Origin of the sequence: Paenibacillus sp. 2TAB19 (genome assembly GCF_052115185.1) — a bacterium.
Lineage (GTDB): Bacteria > Bacillota > Bacilli > Paenibacillales > Paenibacillaceae > Pristimantibacillus.
Genome location: NZ_JBFRGE010000098.1, coordinates 1 through 19,551 on the forward strand (window position 1 = coordinate 1; position 19,551 = coordinate 19,551).

Genomic DNA, 19,551 nt, shown 5'->3' on the forward strand with positions numbered 1-19,551 from the left:
GTGAATTACGTAATCATCACTCTTATTATCATATATAATATCCGGTGCCCACAAAATTCCGAACTGGTCTTCAGCCCATAGCAGCAATAATTATGGATTCAAAGGCATTTATTATTCCCGAACCAAAGATTTTAAATCTTTCACGCAAGCGCAATTATTGTATCAAAAAGAAGACAGCGGTATCATCGACTCCGCGATGTACGAGGAAGACGGAAGCTATTATATGTTTTTAAAGAGCGAACAAAATCCCGGCAAAATTATTTTAATGGTGTCGGACGATATAACAGGTCCTTTCAAGAGAGCAGATACGTTTGACAAGAGTATGGAGAATGTCGAAGCCGGACTATACGAGGCTCCAACGGCGGTTAAATTAGTAGACGGAAGATGGTGCTTGTTCCTGGACTTCTATGGCGCCTCGGCTGAGGGACAAGGATATGTACCGTTTATCGCGGACAATCTGGCAAGCGGGCAATTCGTACGGTCGGATCAATCCTTTAGATTCCCGTATGGCTTCAAGCACGGTACCATTCTGACCATTACGATGGAGGAATACGAAAGACTGAAGTGTTTCCAAAAGAAGCCTTCGGAGTATTAGACATGATTAATAGAACAGGGATGGACAGCGACGCTGCCTATTCCTGTTTTTTGTCGGTTAGCTCCTGAACRACGACATAAACTTTTACTTTTGCAATTATTGATCCATAATGCCATCATGGAGGGTATGACTGATAAGGAGTTGTGGTGAGATGTTCAGCATGCAGTTCGTGAGAAGCAGGAAAGCTTTGAAGAGCTTGCCGATCGGGTTTCAACTTTCCGTTCTAGTAGCCATTATAATCGTTATTGTCTTAGTCATCGTATATACCAATTATTTGAAAGCGGCTGAAGTCGTCGAGAAGAAAAACAGCGAATACCATAAAGAAATGATTGCTCAAATTAATCGTACCATAGCTGCCAACAGCGACGCAGTTAAGCGGATCCTTCTAAGCATTGCCTACAATCCTAAGATCGTGCAGCCATATTTGAATGAGAAGGATCCCGTCAAAAAGTATACGCAATATACGCAATTGATGAGCTATATGGCAGACATGAGGAATATGAAAGATGGCATACTGGATATTGCTTTGATCGGCGTCGACGGCACGACGTTCAATTTGAACGGAGCCGTCAAAAATTTGAAGCCGTTTATGGATGAAATACCAATAAATCAATTTTTTAACTTTACCGGCGTGCAAAAGATGCGAATTAATAACATCACCAGGGATGTTTTTATTGTGGGAAGCCCCATCTACTCGACGATTGATTTCGGGAACGATAAGAAATTCGGCGTTATTATGATTGTTCTGGATGCTAAGGTAATATTGGGATCGCCGCCCAGCATGGATAAGATGGGAGGGAGCAAGCTTTACGCGCTTGACCGCAACGGAAATGTGTTTTATTCCAATGTGGATGGCGTAAAGACCGGCACGCCTTATACACAGATCAGTTCCGTTAATTCGGATTCCAGTTTTTATATGCAGAGGGGGGAGATTCCCGATATTGGGGGAGAGCTCGTGTTCAATCTGCCGAAAAGTGAATTGCTGCGTGGACTGGAAGATATCCGCAAGCAATCGTTGCTGATTCTGTTCATATCCTTGCTGGTACTGTCTCTCCCATTCTTGCTTGTCGTTAATAATATACTGATKCCGCTGAAAAAATTGATGCGATTCATGAATGACTTCAAGCTTGGACATCTTCGCAACTTGAACAATCGCATCAGCCTGCAGGGGTATGCCGAAATCAGCAGCATGGCAAGCGATTTCAATCGTATGCTGGATGAGATTGATATGTTGACCAGGCAGCTGGTAGACAGCAATACGAAGCTTTATCGAGCGGAACTTGTGAAGAAGCAGTCCGAATTGGCATTTTTGCAGAGCCAGATCAATCCGCATTTTCTATATAATACGTTGGAATCGATCAAAGGCATGGCAGTTGAAGAAGGCTCGGATAAAATCTTTCATATGGCGAAGGCCCTCGCTTTCGTTTTTCGATACAGCATCAAAGGCACAGATTTCGTAACGCTTCAGGAAGAGTTAACATTGGTTAAAAGCCATATACACATTCAGCAAATCCGCTTCGGCAACCGACTTAATGTCCAATATCGCATTCCAGAGGACTTGTTATCCTGCAAAGTTCCCAAGATGATCCTGCAGCCGCTGGTTGAGAACGCTATCTTTCACGGAATTGAACCGCGTACCGATAACGGAGGACTTCTTGAGATTATTGTCGAGCAATCCGAGGAGATGCTTATCCTTTCCGTTGCCGACAATGGTGCGGGCATAGATGAGGAACAGCTTCGGATACTGAAGTACAAATTGTCGGTTATTCTGGATATGACGGATAATCAGCGGACGAATATCGGTCTGGTCAACGTCAATAACCGAATCAAATTGAACTTTGGCGAAGCGTACGGTATAACGATTTCAAGCAAACGCGACGCCGGAACGATGGCAACCATTAGCCTACCGCTTGGGAGAGATGACGATGTATAAAGTGTTTCTGGTTGACGACGAGGAACTTGTTATTAAAAGCTTGATCGCAAGCGTCGATTGGGAGGCGTACGGTTTCCAAGTATCCGGTTACGCATTAACCGGGTCGGAAGCATTCGATGAGATCCAGGCAATCGAACCTCACCTTGTTTTTACCGATATTCGAATGCCAGGGATTAGCGGATTGGAGCTTATCAAGCAGTTAAAGGATGTTTCTTCTAGAGCGCTGGTCATCGTGCTCAGCGGATATGCAGAGTTTGCGCTCGCCCAAAAAGCAATCAACTATGGCGCTTTCGGTTATTGCTTGAAGCCGTTCGACGAATTCGAAATATCCGGATTTCTCAAAAAAGCCTCAAAGCTCATTAAGGATAATGAAAAGAACAAAGATGCGGATATCCTGGAGTATCTGGAAACGGGAGCTCTGGAACATACGGAGCGGCTGAAGAAAATGCTGCTTGCCGCTGGGATCATCCCAGAGAGTCAAGAGGCTGTTCGGAACAATGTGGGAACGCAGCAAGTAAGGAACAGATCATTTAAAGGCATATTAGAATATGTTGATGAGCATTATCGTGAAGAGCTTACGATTTCATTCTTATCGGAGCATTTTAATGTCAATGCCAATTACATCAGTCAATTGTTTAAGAAGGAAACGAATACAACCTTTACGCAATATGTAACCGCGCTGYGAATGGAATACGCATGCCGCCTATTGTCGGAAACGGATCTGCCGATCAATGAGGTTGCGGAGCAGTCGGGATATAGCGACTATTTTTATTTTAGCCGGATTTTCAAGCGCACGAAGGGAACGACCCCAAGCAGCTATCGGACATCAACCTATATTTGATTTTCGAATCCCGTCATCGACGGGATTTTTTTCTTTTGTTTCTATCGATATAGATTAGAAGAACATGGACGATCGTTAGCGCCATTCGATAATCCGCGCATCAAACTGTAAATTGTCCATATTTCCCTAACTGGGCTAAATACTCTATCGGAAACAATTTATATATGATAATTGTAAAGCGCTTTCAATAAAAAGAATGGACGAGGTGTTTAGCAAGTGAACAGCGTGGTAACGTATGATGCCCCGAGGGGGGCGGTTTTACTCGATGATTTTAAAGTAAAGGTTCGGGTTTCCGGCGGGGATTGGCAGCATGTGCCTGTCTATAAGGTGAAGGTTGATATGCACGATGTGCGGGAAGCCTCCATGGCCAGTTTCGATATGGAAGGGACTGTAGAAACGGAAATTACGTTTCGGCGCGGGAAATTGAAAGAGGCGGTTATTCGACCTCTGTCCTATTCTATCGGTTACGAAGTAGAAGAGGACACGATTCGATTGACGCTGGATGGGCCGAGAAAGCTTGTTATCGAATGCAATGGCGAACGATTCGGCAATTTGCATTTATTTGCGAATCCTGTTGAGGCGGATGCTCCAAATCCTGATGATCCGAATGTGCTCGCGATTCAGCCAGGGATTCATCGCTTGTCGGATATATTGCGGCAGTTCAATGACAGCAACAACGAACGCCAAGCTCCCGATATTTTGTATTTCGCACCGGGCATGCACTATATCGAAGAGATGGTGCTTCCCGTTTCGTCAGGCAAGACGGTCTATCTCGCAGGCGGGGCGATCCTTGTCGGCTCGATCGTATGCGAGCATGTGCGAGACGTTACCATACGCGGAAGGGGTTTTGTGTACCTCGCCGATTTCCATCGATTTTCGGCATTCCGGGGCGTTCGGATTATTTTCTCCGAGAATATTGCAATCGAAGGCATTACGGTCATCGACCCTCCGCATTACAGCGTATTTATCGGTAAGTCGCGCGGGATATCGATCCGGAACTTCAAGTCGTTCAGTACGAGAGGCTGGTCGGATGGAATCGATATCATGTCAAGCGAACAGATTGACATCGATGATATATTCATGCGGAATTCGGACGATTGCATAGCAGTCTACGGCTMGCGTTGGGATTTCTACGGTGATACAAGAGAGGTATCGGTGCGAAATTCCATTCTTTGGGCGGATGTTGCGCATCCGATCATGATTGGCACGCATGGTGATCATGGACGCAACGGCGATATCATCGAAGGACTTCGATTCGAAAATATAGATATTCTTGAGCACCACGAGCTTCAACCTAATTATTGGGGAGCTATGGCGATTAATGCGGGAGACGGGAATACGATCCGGAACGTCGTATTCGAGAACATTCGCGTCGAAGCGATCGAGCAGGGGCAATTGTTCGATATCCGCGTCGTTCAGAAYGAAGATTATAATCCCTTGCCAGGCAATCGAATCGAAAAGGTCGTATTTCGGGACATTCATTACGCAGGCGGAACGCCTCACCCTTCCCGTATTCACGGCTTTGACGATGAACGCGTCGTAGATGGCATCCTATTCGATAACTTGCGGATCGGGAATGAACGCGTGGAAGGAAACGGTCATCGGACTCTTGTTATGAACGATTATGTACGCAACATCGTTTTCGTCAAGGAATAAGAAGAATATGCGAGATGAGGGAAGAGGATAATGAGTACAACAGGAACAATTTCGATATATACAAAAGAGCAAGGGGCCGCTTTRGGCGATCTGTTCGGCATATTTTTTGAGGACATTAATCATGCGGCGGATGGAGGGCTTTATGCAGAGATGGTCAGAAACCGTTCATTCGAATTCGATCCGATTGATCGGCCTGATTATGACGGCTTATYGGCATGGGAGATGGTCGAGCTGGGCGGAGGAAAGAGCAGCATACGCATAGAGCAGGCGCATCCAATCCATCCCCGTAACCCTCATTACGTAGCGGTCGAGATTATAGAGTCTGGGGATGGCGTAGGCATTAAAAATTTGGGCTTCAATTCGGGATTGCCTTATCGCGAAGATGAAACGTATACGTTCTCCATGTACGCCAGACGGAGTTCAAGCTTCGATGAGCCGGTAACGGTAAGGCTGGAGGGGATCGATGGTAAGGTATACGGCGAAACGAAGGTTGCGGTCACTTCGGAGTGGAAGAAATACGAGGTCGCCGTTGCTTCTTCGGCTACTGATTTCAGCGGTAGGTTGGCCGTTGTAACCAAGGGAACGGGAACCTTGTATTTGGACATGATCTCGCTTTTTCCAACCAAGACATTTCGGAATAGACCGGGTGGAATGCGTGAGGACATCGCGACGTTGCTTGCCGACCTGAAGCCGAAATTTATGCGTTTCCCTGGCGGTTGCCTTATTCACGACGGATCGCTAAATCACCAGGACCGCGACTCCATGTACAGATGGAAAAATACGATCGGGCCTGTCGAGCAAAGACCGCCGAGGAAGAACAACTGGCGATATCATCAGACGCTGGGTTTAGGATATTTGGAATATTTTCAATTGTGCCAAGATATCGGAGCAAAGCCGATTCCGATTCTGCCGGCTGGAAGCGATCCGCATAGCCAGCGTTATGTTCCGATTGACGAGCTGGGCCCATGGATCGACGATGCGCTCGATCTCATTGAATTCGCGAACGGAGATGTTTCTACCGAGTGGGGGAGCTTGCGCGCGCTGCTCGGCCATCCTGAGCCCTTCAATCTGGAGTATATCGGCATAGGTAATGAAGAGATCGGTGAGCCGTTCTTTGAGCGGTATACCTATTTCCATCAAGCTATAAAAGCAAAGTATCCCGACATTAAGATCATTAATTCAAGTGGACCGTTCGCTGCCGGCGGAGAATATGAACGCGGATGGCGTTCCGCGCGGGACAACGGCTCGGATTTCGTAGACGAACATTATTATCAGTCTCCGGACTGGTTACTGGCTCACTATCATCGGTACGATTCCTTCAGCGCCGATGATCCTAAAGTGTTTCTAGGCGAATATGCTTCCTGGGGAAATACGTACTACAATGCACTTGTTGAAGCGGCTTTCATGACCGGACTAGAGAAAAACGCTCATGCTGTCGGTTTGGCATGTTATGCTCCGCTGCTGTGCAACGTGGATTATGTAGACTGGAAGCCGGATTTGATTTGGTTCAATAATCATCACGTGTTCGGTACGGCCAATTACTATGTTCAGCAATTGTTCATGCATCATCAAGGCGACCATTTGCTGCGCATTGAAACCGAAGGATTCGCTTCTCCAGCCCAGCCGTCATCCAACTTAGACCGACTAGATGGAAAGCTGTTGGTAGGGGCGAATCTTTGTGAAGCGGTTTATCGCGATATTCGCTTGATCAACCACGAGACTGGCGAAGTGAAGTCGCTGACGGATAAAGTCGTAATTGGGGAAACGGAAGCTGACCGGCGTCTCAGCTCTGAATTAGGCCGAAAAGCGGTAGTCGGCGAGACGGATTTGAAAACCTACTCGCTGAGGATGAAGGCAACAAGGACAAATGGTTCGAGAGGATTTATTATGTACTTCGGTTATCAGGATGACGCCAATTATGTGATGTGGGAAGCGGGCAGCCATTCAAACCAGGAATCGATGATTCACGCCGGCTCGAACGGGTACAGAGGTTGTCTGACACAAAGTTTATTCTCGGCAGAGACCGGCGTGGAGTATGATCTGGAAGTGCGAGTAGACGGACGTAGAATACGTACGTATATTGATGGTGTTCTGATCAATGACACCGAGCACCTTGCACCAGTTATCGAGCCGCTGTACTGCTCTTCGAGTATAGACGCGGTAACCGGGGAGATCATAGTCAAAGTCGTGAACGTACAGGGCGCGGACGTACAGTCGCAGCTTCAGTTTGCAGACTTGGATGCGGACCGCTTTTCGATCGATATATACGAGATGTCGGGTTACGAGCTGGATGAGACGAACAGCTTTGAAGAGCCGAAGAAGATTGCTCCAAAGTATAAGAGCTTGCTAACGTCAGGTAATCAAGTAAGCTACGAGTTCCTTAAGCATTCAGTTACTGTGTTCCGTGTTAGGAAAGGATGACCGTTCTCTCTGTTATCCGACAGAATCCGCATAGGAATTCGAATGAATAAATAATTGTGAGAAGGATGCTGTTCAGTACGGCATCCTTTTCATGCTGTGATACTGGAATCTGGGTATGTGAGGAAATGGTACTGCATGACTCAATGACATGCCAATAGTCAAACATTTTCAAGCAATGTTTCAACACTATTGAATAGGGGATGCAATTAGAATGAAACTGAATTACCGGACACGGTAGTCCTCCGCATGCGACTAGTTTAAGAAAGGAGTAAATTACATCTACAAGTGAAAGCGCTTCATATCGAATGCAATTGATCGGGAGGTGAGTTTTCTTATCACAATAAATATTATTTGGCGATAAAACCTACCTCTAAACGCGGTCGTACATCTTCGAAAGGCTTCAATAGAGGTTTTCTCAATCTGTAATTGATTAGGGCAAGAGAGTAATTTGAAGAAATATTATATCTGGAGGAACGAGATGACATTCATAAATGTTAATATGCAATCGCGCAGGATGATAGCGCTGATGCTCTCCCTGATAATGCTGTTCTCTCTGGCGTTGCCTGTGCATGCTGAAGAGTCCGCAAGTTCGGGTGAGTCTGTTACGGAGTCTACTTACGCGCAGACTGTAAYGAAGTCTACTTACGAAAGTACTCCGAAGCCGATCGTTTACGAGTTTGAAGGGAACACCGACAGCACAGGCGGATCGGCTAACGGCACGGTGACCGGAACCGCCTCATACGTGGACGGGGTCGTCGGGCAAGCGATAAGCCTGAACGGCTCTTATGTGTCGCTGCCTGCCAACCATCCGATGTCAGGCTACGAGGCCATTTCGATATCGACATGGGTGAACTGGAAAGGCGGAGCCGACTGGCAGAGACTGTTCGACTTCGGTAAAGGCACAAACAACTATATGTTCCTGACCCCGAAAAGAGGGAGCCTTATGCGGTTCGCCATTAAAAACGGCGGTGCCGAGCAAGTTGTCGATACGGCTCAGTTGCAAATCGGGCAATGGACGCATGTGGCTCTGACATTGGGAGGCGGAACGGTTAAGCTTTATGTAAACGGTCAATTGAAGGCAACGAATAATAATGTCACGATCAAGCCAAGCGATTTTGCGCCGAATTTGAACTATATCGGGAAAAGCCAATTCGCTTCCGATGCATTGTTCAACGGCTTGGTTGACGAATTCCGTATTTATGACTATTCCTTAAGCGCGGAAGAGATTGAAAGGGTTTACAAAGAGTCCAATTTCGATTCCGCGCTGAATCAAGCTGGCAAAATCATTGCGGTTGGCCAGCAGTTCTATTCGGACGAAACTTGGGCTGTATTGCTGGAAGTTAACGATCGCGCGCAGTCCTTGAAAGTGGACCCTGAAGCGACGCAGGAGCAGTTGGACGCAATGGCTGCTGAATTGCTTGCAGCTATACAAGGTTTGTCCGAGCCTTTGCCGACCTTCGTCAACAATACAGGCACAGCGCTTGTTCATCCTGCCGTCAGTGTGGCGCCAGCGGATCTGATTCGCATACGGGAGCATATCCGCAATAAAGAACAGCCGTGGTACGGATATTTCGAAAACTTTGCGGCCAGTTCGTTCGCGTCCAAATCGTACTGGATCAGAATCGATAAAAATCCGTCCGCTGGTTTTGACGCACTTGAGGCGAACTACACCTACGACAACTATAGCACCAGCCTCTTTAATGGCGCAATGACGCAGGATGCGACTGCAGCGTACTATCAGTCAATTATGTATTTCATGACAGGGGATCCCGACTATCGGGAGAAAGCGATGCGGATCGTCCTGTTATGGGGCAGTCTGGATCCAGCTAAGGCGAAGTATGTAACCGATGCGCATATTCACAACGGGCCGCCAATGTATTATATGAATGCGGCTGCCGAATTGCTGCGTTATACGAGCACCAATCGCGAGAATTTGCAATGGAAGGACGAGTATTCCGAAAATTACAGCACAAACTTTCTGGAACCGCCGCTTCGGCTTTGGATGAATCGAAATACGAATTGGATGAACCAGCACCAAACGACCATAATGGCTCAATTATCTTCCCATATATTCATGGATAACAAGGCCGAGTACGAGCGTTCGTTGGAGTATGCAACCGTAAATGCCGCAACTCCTGCAGATCAAAAATATCATGACGGCTCCTTTGCCAACGGCATGTTCGAGTTTATCGTCGACCACGAAGGGAATGCTTTGGACGAACCGGTAGTGGCTGTCAAGGAGATGGTGCGGGATCAGCCGCATTCCTATGATAACATTGAAGGAATGGCCATTCTGGCTCAAACCATTGCCGCACAAGGCACCTTGCTTGATCCGGTTGACGGTACAGCAACGACGAACGCGGATGGAGTCGATGTTTATTCCTTTATGGATGATAGGCTGCTTAAAGGAACCAATTTCTACTATAAATATAATATGGGCTATAAGGTGCCGTTCAACGACGGCAACAATAATCCGATCAGTTCGGACAGACGCGGACGTATAGGCGGACGCGAGGACTACTATTACATTTATAAGTACGGCAAAGGCTATAGCGATGAAGATCCGGATTTTAAGTATGTAGCTGAACAAATGTATCGGACTTGGGAAATCTTTGGTCTGACCGTAAACGATATGTGGCTCTATATTCCCGATGCTGCTTTAGGCCAACCTGTTCCGGCGGTTGCAACTGCGGAGAACGGCAGTACGGTTCCTTATCAGTTCGAGACAAGGTTTACTCCGTTTAACGACAGCATTACAAGGACAAATGATGCGAATAACGATGCAATCCGTGTCGAGGCGACAGATGCGGATTCCAGGTTCGCTGTTTTCGGTGCAGGCGTCTGGCGAAACGGCAATCTTGCTTTCCGAATCAAAAGCAATGCCATGACGACCTTGAAATTCCATGCCAATCATGGCAAGGATGCGTTCGCTTCGGTCATCCTTCCGGATACCGGAGAGGAATGGAAATATGTGATCGTCAACTTGAGTACAGTGAAAGGCACCGACTTCCAGGCCGACTCCATCATTTATTTCAATGTCATCGGCGAGATAGGTGAATATGTGGAGTTGGATCATATGCTGGTGAATAGCGCAACGGTTAAAAACCCTCTCTTCAGCGGAGGCGTAAACGTTCTGCATTTCGACACTTACCAGTCGGGGCAACTGCAATATGACCTATCCAATTCCGCAAGCAATACAGGCCAAAGCATTACGTACGCTGTCGTGGAGGAAGCAGGGTTTGCAAGCGAAGCCAATATTCAAGTAAGTTCCGCGGGCATACTGTCCGGAACRATTCCGGAATCCATGCCAGCAGGCGATTATACCTTCCATATGACGGCTGCCAATGGCACATCCATTAATGTGCTTGCCGTTACCGTTACACTAGCAGGCGACTATTCAGAGGCTATCGATCAAACGATCGAGTCTTACGACTCCGTTCAAGTGTACGAAACGGCAAGCTTTACTGTATTCAAGCAAGCGCTTGATGCGGCGCTCGCCTTGATCGAATCCGGATACGAAGCGGACAGGAATGAAGCGTTGCTTGCTCTGAAGGCAGCTGTTAGCGGACTCCGTGTGTTGAATCCGTTGATAGAGGACGGAGCGCTGGATTTGTCGGGCATCGCGGTCGGGGCGCCGGACAGCGCCAATGTCAGCGGGGCTTCGCTGGTAGACGGCCATGCTTCTGGTGTTCCGATCAGGTGGATTGTTGACAGTAAGATGTTTACGATCGATTTTGGCGAGGGCTTCAAGGTTAAACCGCACGAAATGAAGATATTGGCAGACGGCGGTTTCCCGGATCGGTCAGAGGGAGCAATCATTCTGGCATCCAATGACTATACGAACTGGGTGCGCATCTCTGACGATATGTCGCTTTACACGACAGACTGGTTCACGTATTCGATCAAAGACGAATACAAGGATACCGGCTTTCGTTTTTACCGATTGAAGGATCTTACCTCAGGCGTATTGAACAAAGATGACTACACGGAGGATCAGCCGTTCTCCATCGCAGATCTTCACATTTTTGGAGAACGATATGAAACGGTTATTAAGCTGAAGGATATAGCTATGAAAGTGGAGAACGCCGTTCCCGATCAGGATACTCTTGTTGTTGCCCCAAGAGCGGTTACGGGGGACAAGGTCATTCTCACATTCAAGGAAACCGAGCCTGTTTCCGATATCAAAGCGACGATTCAGGGCGAGCCCGTTGCTGTCATACCGAACGGAGAGGGTTCTTATACTGCGGAGTATACGGTCCATGAGGGATCGAAGTCCGGTTATGTCGCCATTACGCTGGATTATACCTATGAGGATGGCAAAGCAGCCGATACGATTTATTCCTATCCGGAGACACTGGTTACGGATCCGATGACCAATACGGTTGTTTCGCAGAAAATATTAGTTTCCAACACATCCAATGAAATTTCCGGGCAAATAAAGCCGTTCTTAAAAGGCTCGGACAATACGCTGGATGCGAATGAAGTCAGTTATTTGTTCGACGGCAAAGTATCTACCTTCTCTGATGTAAGGTTTAGTAACGGAGGTTGGGGATATTATGAGATGGATTTCGGAGCGGATAAATTGATGAAGCTGGACCGAATCGAGATTCTGGGTCGTCCCGGCTTTCCTGGAAGAGCGGGAGCCGTTAGCGTAAGCGCTTCTGTTGACGGGATAACATGGAGCGTGATTTCCGAGGTTTCGAAAGGCTACAGCTTTAACATTTGGCAGCCGATCAACGTATTGGAACGATATAAGGATGCAGGCTTCCGTTATGTGCGTATTTATGGAGGCAACTGGTTCGGTAATATTTCGGAGCTGCGCGTATTCGGGGAAGCTGGAGATAATCTGGAGGTCTACCTGCCGGAGCACACGATCACTACATCGGTTAATGATCCGGCAGCCGGTACGACCTTGGCGTATATTAATACGAACGGTTTGCCGCCTGCACCGGAGCCGCCTGCGGATGCTGGTACCTCGTTGACCTTGTACGATGATGCGACATCCGTCACGGTCGTAGCGATTCCGAACGAAGGCTACGAATTTGTGAAATGGGTGGAACAGACAGAAAGCTACGGGCTTGCAGCGGATTATTTGTGGACAAAATATCCCGTATTCAATCTGACTACCTATGCCGGCGGTTATTTGGGGGGAGGCAAGACCTACAATGTCGCAAGAGACTGGAATCTGAAGGCCGTCTTTAGAAAAAAAGTAGAATCTGATGCCACGCTGTCCAGCTTGGCACTAGACGAAGTATCGCTGATCCCGGCATTTCAACAAGGCGTAACAAGCTACTCTGCCAGTGTGCATGCAAGCATATCAACCATCAATGTCACGGCGGTTGCAAGCCAAGATGCGGCCACAGTTCAGATTAACGGTATTGTGGTGGAAAGCGGAAGCTCGCACAATGTTGAGCTTGCCGGTGAAAGCACCGTACTTCAGATTTTAGTAACGGCAGAAGATGGAACGGAGAATCTGTACAACGTCACGATCAATAAGGAAATAGCTGTAACGATTGATCCGGTCGAGCCGAGCGGCAAGAACGGTTGGTATACGTCTCCAGTAACGGTGACTTTGTCTCCTGCGGATTTTGCGGAATACAGTTTGAATGGCGGGAGCTCATGGACTGCCTACAATGTGCCATTGGTCTTTGATCAAGAGGGAACGCATCTTGTACAGTACCGCCGTTCCGTTAATACGGGAGAGATGGGTTCGCTCGAGATCAAGTTAGATCAGACGGCACCACAGTCAACTATTGCCGGGGAGCAGACTTACACGATCGATCAGACGGTCAGCATCACGTGCAGTGCGCTGGACACTGTATCCGGCGTGACTTACTCGCTGTGCGATGCACCGCTAATGAATATTAAAGCTTATACGCTTGAGCCTGGCGTTCATACCCTATCGGTGGAAGCGGAAGATGCCGCCGGAAACCTGGGATCAGCCGTACATTCGTATAGCGTAGTAGCGACATTCGACAGCCTGTCTGCGTTGACCAGTACGTTCGCGGCCGAGACCGACGCTGCGGGGTCTCATCAAGTTGCAGCATCGCTTCAGCAGTGGCTGGCTAACGCCAAAGCGAAAGCCGAGCAGCGCAAAGGCGCGGAAGCCCGCCAACTGCTGAAAACGTATATCGCGGAAATGAACAAGCAAAGCGGCAAAGTGTTTAAGGCCGAACAAGCAGCGGCGCTGGTCCGCTGGGCACAGTGGCTGCACGACATAACGCCGCTTGCCGGCAGTGCTCCGGGGAAACCGGTTCTGTCCGACAACAATGGGCATCACATGGGCCTGAAGGATGGCAACTATTCCGTCACGATGAATCTGTGGTGGGGGAACAACGGTACCGAATTCAAGCTGTACGAGAACGGCGTGCTGATCCATACACAGTCGCTGACGGACAGCTCGCCGGAGGCGCAAACCGTGAAGAAGGATATTACGGGCAAAACGAACGGAACTTACACGTATACGTGTGAGCTGACGAACAGCTTCGGCACGACGAAATGCGACCCGCGTGTCGTCAAAGTCACCGACGCTGCTCCGGGTAAGCCGGTGCTGTCCCATGACAATTGGGACGGCGACGGAAATTACGGCGTCACGATGAACCTGTGGTGGGGGACGAACGGTTCCGAATACCGCTTGTACGAGAACGGCGTACTGATCGACACGCAGACGCTGAGCAAAGCGTCGCCGAACGCCCAGAAGGCGATCACGAATATCACCGCCAAGGCGCCGGGGGTGTTCGAATACCGCGCCGTATTGCTTAATGCAGCGGGCGAGACGTCTAGCGAGACGATTACTGTTACCGTGAATTAAGAAATTTGACATCCTAGTAGAAGAAACCATTTCCGCTGCCGTCCAAGCATCTAATGTCTTGACGGCTTCAAGGGATGCTCCGATTGCGATTTTTGCTTCCGGGCATCCCTTTTTTTATAAAAGAAAGCCGGATCAAACGAATGCCAAGTCAGACAGGGGTTGTTGTGCCGTTCTCTCGAATCCATCTAACCAAGGAGGAAAATATATGGTTCTCCCTAACTTTAAGGAAAGAAAACTCTATCATCGGATTATTTTCGTTATGCTTTGTTTTATTTTGGCAGTAACAAGCTTCTTCGTTTTGGGGAGCGGCGAGACGGCGAATGCGGCTATCTCGCCGCTGATCACTTCTTATAAACCTCAGGTCGTAAATGCCGATGTCAATGCTTCGTATACGGATTCTTCCGGGAACACGATATCGGCAACCATCCATCATCCGGGCATTGCCATGTCCCTGGCCGATCTCGACAATATGCGCGATCATGTAAGAGCTGGCGACGAGCCTTGGAATACGGCATTTCATGCATTTTCCAGCGACTCCCAAGCCAGCAAGACTCCAGCCATCTATTATCAAGTCGGGAACKATTTATTCGTCAATATTCTTGGTCCTTGGGCGTTTACTGACGCCAACGGCGTCTATTGGTCCAATCCCAGCGATTATGTAGGGACCCGTGCCAATACGGATTCTCAAACCGCTTTCATGCAGGCGATTATGTGGTATATTACCGGCGATGAAGCGTACCGTTCCAATGCCATGTATATTATAAGATCTTATTCTGCGATAGAGTCTGTCGTTACGCATACGAGCTTTCGTTTCGCAACGGTGACTTATCTATTAGCGGCAGCTGCAGAAATTTTACGCTATTCCGATACGCCGACTGAGAGTCTGAAATGGAACGCTGCGGATACCGCCAATCTTACCAATGCTATGAGCCTCCTTTCCGTTACTTATAACGCCCATACCTTTTTTATGAATCAGCATCAGTTTACGGTTATGGGAACGATGGGTAGAGCCATCTTCACCAATGACTTGCAGCTTTATGCAGAGGCCGTAGAAGCAGCGACCGTGAATTCCGCAGGCGATCAAGGCGGAAGAAACGGTTCGATCAAGTATCAGATGCGCATGATGACGCAAAACGAGGTAACGGGAGCGACAATGGACCCGTCGGATTATCACGTGCAGGCAATCGAAATGGGGCGTGACGTGGGGCATACTTACGCCGATATCGCCGGACTGTCTACATTGGCGCAAACCATCTATGCCCAAGGCACGAAGGTTGATCCGGTAAATGGAACGATGTCTACTGCTGCTAACGCGGTGAATCCATTCAACTTCCTGGATGACCGGTTGCTCGCAGGAACCACCTATGCTCTGAAGTATCATCTGGGTTATGATGTGTTATGGACGCCTGCATGGGCAAACCAAAGCAGTACGATTCAATATTATAATACGATCAACGCAGACTACAGAGGCAGAATCGATGCTTACTTCAGTGTTTTATATAACTATTATAAATATATCGAACAACGGGATATGACTGGGGAGAAATATAAATATTTGGCCTATGCCTATGAGACGAGAATGCCGGAAGTTGCAGGCAAAGATTATCCGCTTGCTACTTTGTTGTACACGCCTGATGCCGCTAAGACGGTCGGCTTGAGCAATCAGAAAATTTTGGGCGGAATAACAGGGTTAACGGCAACGATGGCAGGCTCGGATACGATCAACTTAAGTTGGACGGCTGTTTCGGGAGCACTGGGCTATAACGTGTATCGATCCACAACGCCGGATGGGACTTATACAAAGATTAACAGCGCGCCAATTACGGCAGTATCTTATAGCGACACCGGATTGACACCTAATACGATTTACTATTATCAGGTTGGCGTAGCCGGGGGATCGACGTCAGCTGTCGTATCCGCGGCAACGGGAGGAACAGGCGTTCCGGCTTTGGATGCAAGCAGTTATACCATTATGGTGAATGATACGCATAATACGGCATTAACGGTCATGTATCCTGATAGGAGCATGCAGGACCTTACAACTCAAGCGAGTTATTCTTCATCTAACCCGGCCGTGGCAGCAGTGAATGCAGCAGGTGTAGTTACGGGGGCAAGTATAGGTACAGCTACGATTACAGCTACCTACAACGGACAGACTTACAATGCCATAGTAAAAGCAGTAGCAGATATTAGCTTAAACACTTGGTATAAATTTGACGAAACTAGCGGAACTACGGCCGCAGACTCGTCCGGATACGGGAATAACGGGACAATCAATGGCGGTACGAATGCAACGTGGTCAACAGGTAAATATGGAAATGCGATTACCTTTAGCGGAACGAATACAACTGCCGCTTATGTGGCGCTGCCAGGAAATATTGTGGATAATTTAACTAGTATGACCGTTGCGGCTTGGGTGAACAGCAGTAATACGGCTGATCAGATTAGCTTATTTACGGCCGGGCCGGCGGCTGCTCCAACGCCAACGAAATACATGATGRTGCTCCTTAAGGGAAGCAGATTTACGATTACCGCTAATGGTAATACGGCGGAGCAGAGTATTTCACCGGGCGGGAATGTAACCGCTAACACGTGGAAGCATATTGCAGTTACGCTATCCGGCAGTACGGGTATTTTGTATATAGACGGGGTACAGGTAGCAACCAATACGGGTATGACGTTTAAACCTTCCGATTTGGCACCGGCGACCAGTGGAAACTTTATCGGAAAATCGGAATGGATGGGAGACAAATATCTGAAAGGGCAGGTTRACGATTTTAGAATCTATAACCGTGCTTTAAGTTCATCTGAAGTTACAAGCGTGATGAATGGGCAAACATTGGCAACCGTACCGGCAGCGCCGCCAGGCGTAACGRCAGCAACAGCGGATTACAACTCGATCAACCTAAGCTGGTCGGCAGTAACGGGAGCAACGGGGTACAATGTCTACATGTCTGACTCTACCGCCGTTAATGCTGTTTATACAAAGGTAAATACGGATGYGATTACAGGAACATCCTTTGCCGGCAAAGGATTAAAATCGTATAAAACATACTATTTTAAAGTAACTTCGGTAAATGCGCTGGGGGAATCCGGCATATCGGTTATTGCTTCGGCAACGACTTCAAATGCCATGCCGGATTCAAGCTTAATAGCCTGGTATAAATTTGACGAAACTAGCGGGACCGCAGCGGTAGACGCATCCGGATATGGGAATAGTGGTACGATCAATGGCGGGACTCTTGCAACGTGGACAGCAGGCAAATACGGGAATGCCATTACCCTCGGAGGAGCAAATACCGATGCGGCCTATGTGGAGCTGCCGGGTAACATTACGGATGATTTGAGCAGTATGACATTTGCCGCATGGGTGAAGTCCAGTAATACGGCTAATCCGATCAGCTTATTTACTGCCGGGCCGGCAGCTGCCGCGACTCCATCGAAATATATGATGATGCTGCTTAATGGAAGCCGATTTACGATTACCGCTAATGGCAATACGGCGGAACAGAGTATTTCAGCGGGCGGTAATGTAACCGCTAACACTTGGAAGCACATTGCAGTTACACTATCCGGCAGCACGGGTATTTTGTATATAGACGGGGTACAAGCGGCAACCAATACGGGGATGACGATAAAACCTTCCGATTTGGCGCCAACCGCCAGCGGAAACTTTATAGGGAAATCGGAATGGACAGGAGATAAATATTTGAAGGGGCAGGTTGATGACTTTAGAATCTATAACCGCGCTATTAGYCCATCAGAAGTTACGAGTGTGATGAACGGGGAAACATTAGCCGTACCGACAGTGCCGACAGACGTGTCAGCGAAGGCGTTTAGCGGTTTGACAACGAATTTGAACTGGACGGCTTCTACGAATGCCACCAGTTATAACGTCAAGCGTGCAACTGCCAGCGGCGGGCCATATACTACCATAGCTACGGGCGTACTTGGAACAAGCTATACGGATTCAGGCTTGACTGCCGGTGCCTCGTATTATTACGTCGTAAGCGCCGTTAATCCAGGTCATGAAAGCGCGAATTCTACCGTAGCCGGTGCAACTTTGCCTATCGTGCAGCTTCAATTTGACGAAGCAAGCGGATCAACGGCAGCCGATGCCACTGGCAGCGGTTGGAACGGCATTCTTGTGGGCGGCTCGTCACGGGCTGATGGAAAAAGCGGCAACGCAGTAGATCTGGACGGGATAAACGACTATGTCACTCTTCCTGCCGGCGTTGTCTCCAATGCTGACAATGCCACCATTGCGGCTTGGGTTTATCTGGATTCCGTGAGCAACTGGATGCGGATTTTTGATTTTGGTTCCGGAACGTCTACCTATATGTTCCTCACGCCGAAAAACGCAGCTAATGGTAAAATCCGCTTTACAATAAAGAACAATGGCTCGAATGAGCAAATTATCGATGGTACGTCGGGGTTGGCAGCAGGAGGTTGGCATCATGTTGCCGTCACATTAAATGGCGCAACAGGCACCCTCTACGTTGACGGCGTCAATGTAGGGAGCAATAACGCTATGACTTTTAAACCATCCCACATGGGTTCTACCACGCAAAATTGGATCGGCCGCTCCCAGTACAATGATCCATACCTCAATGGGCGAGTGGATGACTTCCGTATTTATAACAAAGTTCTTACTGCGGGTGAGATTGCAGCGCTTGCTCAGTAAATTTTCAAGAAGCTCTTCGGTATTTAGCACGGCGCGGAAGTGCAAAAAATGGGGCCAAGGAGGAAATCTTGGCCCCATGTGCCTTGGCAGTGCGACCGGGCAACAAGAGGCGGACAGTTTCTAATTTAATTTTGCAGGCATATAAACGTGGTCGGTAATTTATATCGACTACGGTTATTTTTATGGATATCAACCCCAAAGGGGAAAAGATATAAGTTCTTGTCCTACAACGATATATGTTGTTGAACCTCCGACGGGGCTTCAAATTTGTCGGTCGACAAGAACATATATACATTGGAAGTCGCTTAATCAGCGGCTATTTTATTTTTTTTATATAGAAGTTCTTGTCGTGAGTTCAAGACAAGAACTTCTATACAAAGCCGTAATAGGACAAGAACTTCTTTACAGCCCCGTGATCCCCGAAAAATGCACGATTTCTTAAGCCAACGGGCAGTATAACGCAACTTCCACGCCTTTATAAACGTTTATCAAATAACTTGATTATTTAATGAGAGACCCTTATTCAAACAATCAACGCTATATGCTGGAAGGGGATGAAGTTTGTTGAAGAAGAAGGTTGTTTGGCTTCTCGGACTAGGACTCTTTCTAA

At 48.0% G+C, this 19,551-nt stretch carries 7 protein-coding genes; all 7 read left to right on the forward strand.

Annotated elements, in window-relative coordinates; translation table 11 throughout:
* Positions 1-157: 157 nt before the first annotated feature.
* The 7 genes from AB4Z33_RS27350 (at position 158) to AB4Z33_RS27380 (ending at position 18,941) form a co-directional block, all read left to right on the forward strand.
* Positions 158-595, forward strand: coding sequence for a hypothetical protein (locus tag AB4Z33_RS27350; RefSeq protein ID WP_442052934.1), 438 nt, complete (start codon positions 158-160; stop codon positions 593-595).
* 151 nt (positions 596-746) lie between these two features.
* Positions 747-2,528, forward strand: coding sequence for a sensor histidine kinase (locus AB4Z33_RS27355; RefSeq protein WP_442052935.1), 1,782 nt, complete (start codon positions 747-749; stop codon positions 2,526-2,528).
* The gene (locus AB4Z33_RS27360) at positions 2,521-3,369 is read left to right on the forward strand and encodes a response regulator transcription factor (protein WP_442052936.1); all 849 of its coding nucleotides are present in this window, start codon (positions 2,521-2,523) and stop codon (positions 3,367-3,369) included. The genes AB4Z33_RS27355 and AB4Z33_RS27360 overlap by 8 nt, the downstream gene beginning before the upstream one ends.
* Positions 3,370-3,585: 216 nt before the next feature.
* Entirely contained in the window at positions 3,586-5,025 is a 1,440-nt protein-coding gene (locus AB4Z33_RS27365) for a glycosyl hydrolase family 28 protein (RefSeq protein ID WP_442052937.1), read from the forward strand.
* A 30-nt stretch (positions 5,026-5,055) separates the two neighbouring features.
* Positions 5,056-7,446 (forward strand): alpha-L-arabinofuranosidase C-terminal domain-containing protein, encoded by a 2,391-nt coding sequence (locus tag AB4Z33_RS27370; RefSeq protein WP_442052938.1) that lies wholly within the window; start codon positions 5,056-5,058, stop codon positions 7,444-7,446.
* Positions 7,447-7,924: 478 nt separating this feature from the next.
* A complete protein-coding gene (locus AB4Z33_RS27375; RefSeq protein WP_442052939.1) occupies positions 7,925-14,257 on the forward strand; it encodes a LamG-like jellyroll fold domain-containing protein in 6,333 nt (2,110 codons plus the stop codon).
* A 205-nt stretch (positions 14,258-14,462) separates the two neighbouring features.
* Positions 14,463-18,941 carry a LamG-like jellyroll fold domain-containing protein gene (locus AB4Z33_RS27380; RefSeq protein ID WP_442052940.1) on the forward strand — a complete coding sequence of 1,493 codons (4,479 nt, stop codon included), beginning with the start codon at positions 14,463-14,465 and terminating at the stop codon, positions 18,939-18,941.
* Positions 18,942-19,551 lie beyond the last annotated feature (610 nt).